Origin of the sequence: Prosthecobacter sp. (assembly GCF_044373815.1) — a bacterium.
In the GTDB taxonomy this organism is placed as follows: Bacteria; Verrucomicrobiota; Verrucomicrobiia; order Verrucomicrobiales; family Verrucomicrobiaceae; genus Prosthecobacter.
This window is the reverse complement of sequence record NZ_JBIPNG010000219.1, coordinates 1-10,384: the sequence shown is the minus strand read 5'-3', so window position 1 is coordinate 10,384 and position 10,384 is coordinate 1. Positions and strand designations below refer to the sequence as shown.

At 61.4% G+C, this 10,384-nt stretch carries 6 protein-coding genes and 2 pseudogenes; 7 read left to right on the top strand and 1 reads right to left on the bottom strand.

Features of this window, described 5'->3' with window-relative positions:
- The 7 genes and pseudogenes from ACIREA_RS17665 to ACIREA_RS17635 all read left to right on the top strand — a co-directional run.
- Positions 1 to 539: pseudogene (locus ACIREA_RS17665) on the top strand (hypothetical protein); the annotation flags it as partial.
- Positions 536 to 2,203, top strand: coding sequence for a phosphate ABC transporter substrate-binding protein (locus tag ACIREA_RS17660; protein ID WP_397383638.1), 1,668 nt, complete (start codon positions 536 to 538; stop codon positions 2,201 to 2,203). The pseudogene ACIREA_RS17665 and the gene ACIREA_RS17660, both read left to right, overlap by 4 nt.
- 309 nt (positions 2,204 to 2,512) lie before the next feature.
- Complete coding sequence (locus tag ACIREA_RS17655; protein ID WP_397383637.1) at positions 2,513 to 4,024, top strand: hypothetical protein; 1,512 nt, start codon at positions 2,513 to 2,515, stop codon at positions 4,022 to 4,024.
- A 5-nt stretch (positions 4,025 to 4,029) separates the two neighbouring features.
- The gene (locus ACIREA_RS17650) at positions 4,030 to 6,312 is read left to right on the top strand and encodes an aminotransferase class III-fold pyridoxal phosphate-dependent enzyme (RefSeq protein WP_397383636.1); all 2,283 of its coding nucleotides are present in this window, start codon (positions 4,030 to 4,032) and stop codon (positions 6,310 to 6,312) included.
- Between the two features lie 92 nt (positions 6,313 to 6,404).
- Complete coding sequence (locus ACIREA_RS17645; RefSeq protein WP_397383635.1) at positions 6,405 to 7,787, top strand: polysaccharide-degrading enzyme; 1,383 nt, start codon at positions 6,405 to 6,407, stop codon at positions 7,785 to 7,787.
- A 50-nt stretch (positions 7,788 to 7,837) separates the two neighbouring features.
- Positions 7,838 to 8,812, top strand: a complete 975-nt coding sequence (locus ACIREA_RS17640; RefSeq protein WP_397383634.1) for an amidohydrolase family protein — start codon at positions 7,838 to 7,840, stop codon at positions 8,810 to 8,812.
- Positions 8,790 to 9,551, top strand: a complete 762-nt coding sequence (locus ACIREA_RS17635; RefSeq protein ID WP_397383633.1) for an SDR family NAD(P)-dependent oxidoreductase — start codon at positions 8,790 to 8,792, stop codon at positions 9,549 to 9,551. The genes ACIREA_RS17640 and ACIREA_RS17635 overlap by 23 nt, the downstream gene beginning before the upstream one ends.
- On the opposite strand, the pseudogene ACIREA_RS17630 reads toward ACIREA_RS17635, so the two are convergent.
- Positions 9,508 to 10,384 (bottom strand): annotated as a pseudogene (locus ACIREA_RS17630) (hypothetical protein); the annotation flags it as partial. The gene ACIREA_RS17635 and the pseudogene ACIREA_RS17630 sit on opposite strands and share 44 nt — an antisense overlap.

Below are 10,384 nucleotides of genomic sequence, written 5' to 3'. Positions count from 1 at the left end.
TGACCACACGCCCGGCGGAGGGAGCTGCGCATATCGGCATGTATGACCGCACCTTTCTCGAAGGCTTCATCCGTGGCGGCATCGGCGCGCAAAACTGGGTTTCCCGCACCAACTACCCCGCTCTCAATGTCGTGCCCACCGGCCCGCATGAGATGTCCGTCTTTGTGAATCAGGATTACGCTCAGCCCACCGCGCACATGCGCCGCTACTCGCTGCGCACGGACGGCTTTGCCTCGCTGCATTGCGGCTACGCTGGCGGCCACGCCATCACCAAGCCGCTCACGTTTGCCGGGCGCGAGCTCTCACTGAACTTCTCCACCTCCGCCGCCGGTGGCGTGAAAGTCGGCTTTGAAGACGTTGATGGCAAACCCGTCCCCGGCTTCGGCCTGGAGGAATGCGTGATGCAGATCGGGAATGAACTGGATCGCAAAGTCACCTGGAAATCCGGTTCCGATGTCAGCACGCTCGCCGGGAAAACACTGCGGCTGCGCTTCTCCATGAAAGACGCCGACATCTTCTCATTCCAGTTCATCCCATGAAACTTCGCTTCATCCTCCTTGCACTCACGGGGCTGGCTGGTGCTGCGGATACAGCGCCAAAAATCTCCGGCATCTGGATGATGGGCCAGTCCTTGTGCGATGGCTCGGAGTCCCTGCCAGTCGTCACCCGTGAAGATACCGGCTGGGGAAATCTCACCTTCCAGCGCGGAGTGCGCACCTGGTTGCCCAAGGACAATTCCGCCACACCCGAGCTGCGTCCCGCAGAGTTGTTCAAGCTCGTGCCCCTCCGCGCGCAGACAAACGGCGGCCTGGGTGAAACCGTGGCCAATGGCATGGCCGATCACTGGCAGTCCGCGCGATTCGGAAATGACAAAGCACATGCAACTCAGTCAGCCTCACGCTTTCTCGTCGCCTGCGCAGGGCAGGGTGGTCGCCAGATTCAGGAGCTCTCCAGCGCCGATCTCTCCACCGATCCACGTACCCCGGAATCACGCCGTCACGGCGGCGGCTACTACCGCACCAGTCTGGATGATGCACGCCGTGCCGTGGCTCAGGCCAAAACGACAGGCGCAAACTTCCGCATCTCTGCCCTCTACTGGATGCAGGGAGAAGGCAATGGCGGCCCCACCGGCAGCCTCGTGCCCACACGCTGGGACACCGAGTTGCCACGCCCCGAAGGACTCGCCTGGTATCGCGATCAACTCATCGCCTATCGCAAACAGTGGTCGGCAGACCTGTGCGCCATCACAGGGCAGGGCGGTGAGCTGCCCATGTTCACCTATCAGACCCTCGGCCCTGCCGGCGAAGCACAGCTAATGGCCGCAGATGCCGATCAAAACATCTGGCTCGTCGGCCCGCACTACGCTGTGCCCAGCGCCATCAACAGCCGCACGAAGCCAGACCGCCATGGCGACCCCATCCATCTTTCCGCCGACGGCGAACGCTGGTGGGGCGAGCAAGTCGGCAAAGTCATGCACCGCGTGCTGGATCGCGGCGAAGACTGGCAGCCCTTACGCCCACGCTCCGCGAAACTCGCCACCGATCGCGCCAGCATCCTCCTCGATTTCACCGTTCCCCGCCCACCTCTCGTGCTCGACACCACCTTCCTCGCACGGCAGGAAATCGCCACCAAGGATGGCTTCACCTCCCTCTCCGGTTTCCGCGTGCGCGACACCACCGGAGCGTTGCTGACACTCGCTGCCGTCGAAATCGCAGCCCCCGCTCAGGTGCGCCTCCGCTTCGCACGTCCACTGCCCGCAGGCCAGACCTGCAGCGTCAGCTACGGTCATCCATTTGCACAGGCGCTCGGCACAGTAGCCTCACTGCGCAGCGGCCCGGAGCAGACCGCAGAACTGCTGCTCAAGAGCAGCTTCACCGCGCAACTCAAGCCCCTGCTCGCAGAAGGCGCCTTCTTCGTCACCAGCCTTTCAGGCCAGACCACCCGCGTCGCCATCCGGGCGACAAGTGAAGAAAACGGCGTCACCGTCCTGCGCTACGATCCTCGCGAACTTCGCAACAACGTCCCCTTCGCAGCCGGTCAGGAAATCGTCGCCCAGCGCTCCTTCAGCTACGGCAACCTCCGCGACTCCGACCCCGCGCCCTCCACCCACACCTTCGCCGACCCCGCCTACGGCACCCGCGCCGCCCAGCCCTACCCCCTGTGGAACTGGTGCGTCCTCTTCTCCGATCTCAGCACCGATTAGCGCGCCAGCTTTTTTGGGGTGCGGTCGCGCAGATGCAAGGCGCAAGCCTGCATCGCAGCTACCGCTTTCGCAGGGTGAAAAAGGTTCTCCAACCACATCCCACCCTCCGCCCCACAAAAGCAGCCTCACGCCCACGCACTCAAAGAAGCCGGCCAAACTACTCACGAGCTTTAGCCCGTTCTGGATTCTGACTGCTGCGTAGTCTGCCAGGAGCTAGCGAAAGCTCGACAGTGCATTCTCCTCTCTGGTCTGTACACCGGACCAACGTTTTACACTCGCAAGCCCCTCGCCCGGCATCACAATTCGTCCATGAAGCTCTCCCTTTGCATCCTCGCCGCTCTGACGCTCCATCTTCAGGCCGCCGAACAAGTCTTCTTCGCCTTCGACGACCACAACATCGCCTGGCAGCACAATCTCAAACTCACCCTGGAGACCGCGCAAAAACATCCGCAAAATCCCGTGCTCCGCAGCGGCCCCCCGGGCTCGCCCGATCACGGCCACGCCGTGCTCTACGGCACCGTCATCAAACAAGGCGACACCTTCCGCATGTGGTACCTCGGCATGCACGAGCCAAAGATCGAGAAAGGCCAGGCCCCCGGCTGGTGGCGGCCCATGTGCTACGCAGAAAGCAAGGACGGCATCACTTGGACCAAGCCTGATCTCGGCCTCGTCGAGTTCAATGGCAGCAAGAAGAACAACATCTGCCAGATCGAAGGCGAGCCCTACTCAATGACTCGCGTGAATGACTTCCTCTCGGTCCTCTATGAGCCCAATGAACCGGACGCGAACAAACGCTACAAGTGCGCCTACATCGCCCACATGCCCATCGACGAAGTCAAAGGCGGCCGCAGCAAGATCGGCCCCAACGAGAAACGCTGGGGCTCATTTGTCACCGCCACCAGCGCAGACGGCTTGAAATGGAAGTGCGTCGGCGACCGTCCAGCAAACGCAGGCGGCGAGCGCTTCGAAGTCAGCGGCCTCTATCGCTTCGGTGATTTCTACTACGCCACCGGCCAGCTCCTCAGCCCCTGGTCATGGCGCGCAGACGGCAGCGACATCGGGCGCGACATGCTCGCCTATCGCTCCCCCGATTTCGTCACCTGGTCCAAGGCCAAAGCCTTCTCCTACGCACGCCCCGGCCAGCTCTCCGATCCCCCGGTCAAAGGCCAGCAGATGCACATGGGCGCAGGCTTGTGGAATCGCGGCAATGTCATGGTCGGCCTGCACGGCATGTGGCAGGATGCGGAGCTAGCACCACCCAAAGGCAAGAGCTGGAACTACGGCGTGCGCGTGGATCTCGGCCTCATGATCAGCAACGACGGCGTGCACTACCGCGAACCCGTGCCCGGTTTCCAAATCATTCCACGGGGCAAAGAAGGCGAATGGGACGACATCGCCATCCTTCAAGGCCACGCCTTCGAGAACGAGGGAGACAAGACCATGATCTGGTATTCCCACTGGAACACCGGTGGTGAACTGGAGCACATGGACATCGGCCTCGCCACCCTGCGCCGCGATGGCTTCGGCTCCCTCTCCCGCAAGGTCGCGGAGGAGGAGGGCCAATTCATCACCAGCCCTTTCACCGCCAAAGAGATCGCCCTGAATGTGGACGGCGCCACCCCCGAATCTCCCCTCACCGTACAACTCCTTGACCCTCTTGACCACCCCCTTGACGGCTACGAAGTCAAGCTGACCACCAGCGGCGTCCGCGTCCCCCTCGCATGGCCAAAGCCCTTGCCCTCCGGCAAAAAACTCGCACTCCGCGTGCACTTCCCAGCCGGCAGCACCGCCAAGGTCTATGCCATCTACCTCAACGACTGATCCCCATGTCGCTCACACTCGTCACCGCACTCAACGACACAGATCGCAAGCTGCTGCATCGCGCCATTGACGGCTTCGTGCCGGACAATGTCTTCGATGTTCACACCCATCTCTTCCACTCACGTCATTTCGCCGAGGGGAACCGTCCGGTGTTTCTGGATGAAAATCGCGGCTACGGCATGCAGGACTTCCAGGCCGCCATGCGCCTGTGGCTTCCAGAACGTCAGGTCGAGGGCCTGTTCTTCGGCTACCCCAGCGCAGGCAATGACAGGGCAGGGGAGAACGCCTGGCTTCAGTCCCAGGTGGACGCCACGGGCAATTCCCGCGCCCTCGTCCTCGCCGCGCCCACGGATGACCCCGTCGAGGTCCGGCGCCTCCTGATCACCGGCACGTTTGTCGGAATCAAGCCCTACCGCCTCTACGCAGACGTTCCTGATACAAAAGAAGCTGAAATCGAATCCTTCGCCCCCGAGTGGATGTGGGAGCTCTGCCATGAGCACGATGGTATCATGATGCTGCACATCATGCTCGCAGATGGTATCACCGACCCGCGCAATGTATCTGCGCTCCGCCGTCTCTGCCGCCGCTACCCACGCTGCAAGCTCGTGCTCGCTCACGTGGCCCGCTCGTTCAATTACCGCCACGCCCGCGAAGGCCTGCACCACCTGGTGGATCTGGACAACGTCGTCGTGGACACCTCCGCCGTCACACAAGCCGGTGCCTTACGCGCCGCACTGGAGATCCTCGGCCCGCGTCGCGTTCTCTGGGGCAGCGACTACATGGTCAGCGAACTGCGCGGCTCCTGCATTACTCAAGGCGATGGCTTCACCTGGATCCATCCGGAAATCACCGGGGACAAGCTGACCATCTTCGGCCAGTACACCACCGTGGGCATCGAGTCTCTCCTCTGCCTCCGCGAAGCCTGCGAAGACACTGGCATGACGCAAGGCGATCTGGAGGACATCTTCCGCGAGAATGCGCTGCGCCTTCTCAAGCCCGCCCCAGAAAAACAATCCGGCCCCCAGCTCTGGGAAGAGGCAAAGACCAAAATCTCCTGCGGCACCGGCCTCCTCTCCAAGCGTGCGCATCTCTTCGATCCCCAATCCTGGCCCTCCTATTTCTCCCGTGCCAAAGGCGCATTCATCTGGGATCTCGATGACAAACGCTACACGGACTTCACCGGCGGCGTCGGCGCCATCCTGCTCGGCCATGCCGATGATGAAGTGAATGCCGCTGTGAAACGCCGCGTGAATCTCGGCAGCTACGCAACACTGGCCTCCCCGGATGAAGTCAAACTCGCCGATGTCCTGCTCGACCTCCATCCCTGGGCCGGCAAGGTCCGCTACGCACGCGGCGGTGGCGAGGCCCTCGGGCTCGCAGTTCGCATCGCGCGCGCAGCCACCGGCAAAAGCGGCATCGCCTTCTGCGGTTACCACGGCTGGAGCGACTGGTATCTCGCCGCAAATCTCGGCGATGATGCTGCACTCGATGGCCACCTGCTTCCAGGCCTGCAGCCCTTGGGCGTGCCGCGCGAACTCGCAGGCACCGCCGTACCCTTCCGCTACAACGACCTCGCCTCCTTCAAAGCAGCCATGCAGAAACTCGATGGCAAACTCGCCGCCGTGGTGATGGAGCCCATGCGCTCCGAACTCCCGCGCGATGGCTTCATGCAGCAGGTCATCGATGCCTGCCATGCCGCCGGAGCCGTCTATGTGCTCGATGAAGTCACCAGCGGCTGGCGCTATGGCTTTCCCGGTGCCGCTCCCATGCTCGGCATCGAGCCAGACATCGCCGTCTATGCCAAGGCCATGAGCAATGGCTACCCCGCCGGAGCCATCATCGGCAGAAACGAAGTTATGGATGCCGCAAACAGCAGCTTCATTTCCAGCAGCTACTGGACAGATGGCGTGGGCACCGCTGCCTCTCTGGCCTGCATCGGTAAAATGCAGCGCGAGGGCGTGCAGCAGCACGTTTGGCATTTGGGCGAGCGCTTGCAGTCCGGCCTGCGCGAAGTCGCCGCAAGGCATCCCGACCTCCAGCTCAAAATCGGCGGCATGCCCTGCGCCCCGTCTCTCGCCTTTGCCAATCCCGCCGCCAAGCAGCACATGATCCGCCACATGCTCCAGCGCGGCTTCCTGATGTCCAGCCAGCTCTATGTCACATGGCCCCACACTGATGCCATGATGTCAGACATGCTCGCCGCTCTGGATGAATCCCTCGCCATCGTCTCCAAAACTCCCCTGGAGGCCGCGCAAGGGCCGCAACAAGGCTTTGCAAGACTGGTATGATCCACGGAATTTTCACTGGTAAACGGGGGCGCGCGCCGGAGTGTCATTGTTCATTTGCATCAGCTTGAGCAACCCTCCTCATCATATTTTTTATGTGTTGCCGTCCATTGTTTATTCGTCCGATTCTTTGCGCCATCACATGCCAGTTTCTGGCAGCTCTCGCGCAGGCGGCGGTCTATGAGGTAGGGCCTTCACAGAAGCTTCCTGACATCGGCTCGGTGCCTTGGGAAATGCTGGTCGCCGGAGATGTGGTGCGCATTCACTGGCGTGAGAAGCCCTATCATGAAAAGTGGGTTCTTAGCTGCCGTGGCACGGAGGAAAAGCCCGTCACCGTAAGCGGGGTGGCTGGCCCAAAGGGACAGCTCCCGGTGATCGATGGCGAGAATGCGTCAACCCGTTCGCAGTTGGACTACTGGGGCCAGGAGCGCGGCGTGGTGAAGATCGGTGGCTCGAATAGCACCGCCGTGGCTGAGCCCGGATACATCGTGCTGGAAAATTTGGACATCCGCGGCGGCAGGCCTCCCGGCACATTCAATGGCAGGCGAGGCGTCACCCCCTACCGCAAGGACGCCGCCAGTGTGAGTGTCGAGATCGTCGATCATCTGGTGCTGCGAAACCTCGTGCTCCATGACAGCGGCAACGGCCTTCTGATCAGCGCCAGTTCCAAAAACGTACGCGTGGAGCGCTGCCACCTGTATGACAATGGAAATCCCGGCAGCATCACCGAGCACAACGCCTACACAGAGTGCGATGGCATCGTGTTTGAGGGAAACCACTTCGGTCCGCTCCGCAAAGGATGTTTCGGCAACAATCTCAAGGATCGCTCCGCCGGGCTGGTCGTGCGCTACAACTGGATCGAGGGCGGCAGCCGCCAGCTGGATCTGGTGGATGCCACAGGAAATCCCGCTCTCAATGCTTCTCCCGCCTACCGGCAGAGCCACGTCTATGGAAATGTGCTCATCGAGCGCGAAGGCGACGGCAACAATCAGTTCGTCCACTACGGCGGGGACAGCGGCCAGATCGCAGGCTACCGCAAAGGCGTGCTCTACTTTGATCACAACACCGTCATCTCCACCTGCACGCATGCGGTGGCGCTCTTCCGCCTTTCCTCGGAGGAGGAGACGGTCGAGTGCCATGGCAATATTTTCCATGTGACCCAAGGCGGCAAAAAACTCTCGCTGATGTCCAGGCAGGGCGTGCTCCGGCTCGGTAGAAATTGGCTCACACAGGGCTGGGTCCCCAGTGTGGATAAGTTCACCGGAAAGATCGAAACACTGGCACTGTCACTTCAAGGGGCAGATCCTGGCTTCGTCTCGCTGAAGGATCAGGATTTCACCCTCTCTCCTGCTTCTCCATGCCTCGGTGCTGCAGCAGAGCTTCCCGCTGGGCTGCCACCGGTGCAGCGCCGCTACGTGCGCCATCAGCAGCTGGAGGATCTGCCCGAGGCTGCCCGTCACAACCTCGGTGCTTGGTAAAAATTGACACAACCCGCCACTCAGCATCCACCCAACGCGTACTCATCGCCATGATCATTGACTGCCACAACCACGTCGGCTCAGACCTGCTCTTCTACCTCCACGGCGATTTCCCCTACGCCCAGCACCTCGTGGCCATGCACGATGAAGGCCGTGCCCTCGGCGTGGATCGCTGGATCGTCTTCCCCTTCGTCAGCCATCTCGCTCTAGACGTCACCGTCTTCATGCAAAACGAGATCAAGGATGAAAAAGGCCGCCTGCAGGACATCCCCTACGCCTTTGAAAACCGCCGACTGATGAAGGAATGCTACGAGCTCTTTCCCGAAGAAGGGAAACGCATGCTGCCCTTTGTCATGGCCGATCCCCTGCGCAACACCGCCGCGCAAGCCGTGGAGCTTCGCAAGCTGCGCGCGGACTACCGCTTCTACGGCATCAAGATGCAAACCACCATCCTGCAAGCCGACATCAAGCATCTGCGGAACCGTGGCAAGGTCTTCGTGGAACTCGCCGCCGAATGGGACGTGCCGTTCCTGATCCACTCCAGCGTGGCCGAGAGCGACCTCTGGGCGCAGGCGCACGACATCCTCGACATCGCGGAGGAAAACCCCAGCGTGCGCTTCTGCCTCGCCCACTCCTGCCGCTATGATAAAGAGTGCCTGGACCGCGTGCAGGCCCTGCCAAACACCTGGTTCGACAACTCCGCCCACTGCATCCACTGCGTCGGTGCCGTGCAGGATCTGCCCTACATCGCACCCAAGGCCCGGCGTTTTGACTCCGACTACACCAATCCCGCCCGCGTCATCGCCGATCTCGCCGCAGCCTACCCAAAAAAATTCATGTGGGGCAGCGATTCACCCTTTTACAGCTACGCCGCCGAGATCAATGGCCAGGTCGTGCGCCTCATCAGCACCTACAAGGCTGAGGTGGAGGCCCTGACAGCGGGCGGAACAGAAATGGTGGAGCGCATTGCGCACACGAATATCCGCGATTATTTGAAGCTTCATGACGAAAGCATTCTCTCTTAAAGGTCGGGCCGCATTGGTGACAGGGTCATCCCAGGGCATTGGATACGCGATGGCAAACGGCCTCCATGAGGCTGGCGCACGCGTGGTGTGCCACGGGCTCACCGCACGTCCTGCGGATTTCCCAGCATGGGCCTCCTACCTCTCATGCGATCTTTCCCCCCCGGAGGCTCCCGAGCAGTTGGTGCAGCGTTCTTTTGAAGCTGAGCCCAGCTTGGACACTCTCATCTGCAATGCGGGCAGCTTTTTCGATGTGCCCTTCTTGGAGATGACGCGCGAGCGCTGGGACAAAACCGTGAATCTCAACATGGCTTCGGCGTTTTTCGCCGCACAGACTTTTGCCCGGCGCCTCGTGGCAGAGAAACGCGGCGGCTGCATCGTCATCACTTCTTCCACCAACGGCTTTCAGGCCGAGTTGGATTCCGCCGCGTATGATGCCAGCAAAGGCGCGCTTGTGATGCTCACTAAATCTCTCGCCGTGTCCCTCGCGGATCATGGCATCCGCGTGAACGGCGTCGCCCCCGGCCTGATCAAAACACCTCTCACTGCGGGCCTCCACCATTCCAGCGATAGCGGCATGGTGGAGCACTATGAGAAAAAGATTCTCCTTCAGCGCCTGGGCACACCGGAAGATGTGGCAGGCGCCGCTGTCTTTCTCTGCTCCAGCGCCGCCAGCTACATCACCGGCGAGACCATCATCATTGATGGCGGCCTGACGACGGGGCAGATCGGCCGGAGGTAAGCAGGCCCATGGTCATCGTGATGATCGTGCCCAGCAGGCTGAACCAGATGAAGGAGACGAGCATCGGCGGCTTCACCGCCGTGAAGACGCCGTTTTGATACATGAAGATTCCCAGCAGGCTGACGAATCCGGCCAGGCAGCCAAGGAGTGCCCCCCGCGTGGTGGCACGCTGCGTGAACATGCCCAGAAAGAACAGCCCCAGCAACGGCCCGCCGATCAATCCGATTACCGTGTTGACCGACTCCACCAGATTTCCCGGCATGAATGACACCGCAAAGGCCAGCCCCACGACGATGATGCCGTAAGCCACCGTGATCCAGCGTGCATTGCCAACCTGCTGCGCTTGGGTGCCGGCTGGGGCCGTGGAGAGGCGCTGCTTGAAATCGACCACCGTCGCAGAGGCCAGGGAATTGAGTCCCGCAGAAATCGTGGACATGCTGGCCGCGTAGATCGCCGCAATGAGCAAACCGGGCAGTCCGGCTGGAAGCTGTGTCACCACAAAGTAGGGCAGTATTTGATCCTCTTTGGCGATCAGGCCTGCAGCCATGGGATCTCCATGCGTCTTGTAAAAAGCGTAGAGCACCAGCCCTGTGCCGTAAAACAGCACAAGCACCGGCAGGATCAGCCAGAGCTTGATCCACAGCGATCGCTTCGCTTCCTGCAAACTGCCAGCGGTCAGGTAGCGCTGCACCGATACCTGGTCCGTCGCCATCTGCACCAGATGCAGGAAGGCACCGGCCAGCAGCACGGCCCAGATATTCACGCGCTCAGACAGGCTGAAGGAAAGACTCAAATCCATGCGCCCATCCGCCATCGCAGTGTCCCACACGCCA

Excerpts from the sequence above, each read along its gene's own strand:
- ACIREA_RS17660 (WP_397383638.1), top strand. The coding sequence starts at position 536 with ATGAAACTTCGCTTCATCCTCCTTGCACTCACGGGGCTGGCTGGTGCT.
- ACIREA_RS17655 (WP_397383637.1), top strand. The coding sequence starts at position 2,513 with ATGAAGCTCTCCCTTTGCATCCTCGCCGCTCTGACGCTCCATCTTCAG.
- ACIREA_RS17650 (WP_397383636.1), top strand. The coding sequence starts at position 4,030 with ATGTCGCTCACACTCGTCACCGCACTCAACGACACAGATCGCAAGCTG.
- ACIREA_RS17645 (WP_397383635.1), top strand. The coding sequence starts at position 6,405 with ATGTGTTGCCGTCCATTGTTTATTCGTCCGATTCTTTGCGCCATCACA.
- ACIREA_RS17640 (WP_397383634.1), top strand. The coding sequence starts at position 7,838 with ATGATCATTGACTGCCACAACCACGTCGGCTCAGACCTGCTCTTCTAC.
- ACIREA_RS17635 (WP_397383633.1), top strand. The coding sequence starts at position 8,790 with ATGACGAAAGCATTCTCTCTTAAAGGTCGGGCCGCATTGGTGACAGGG.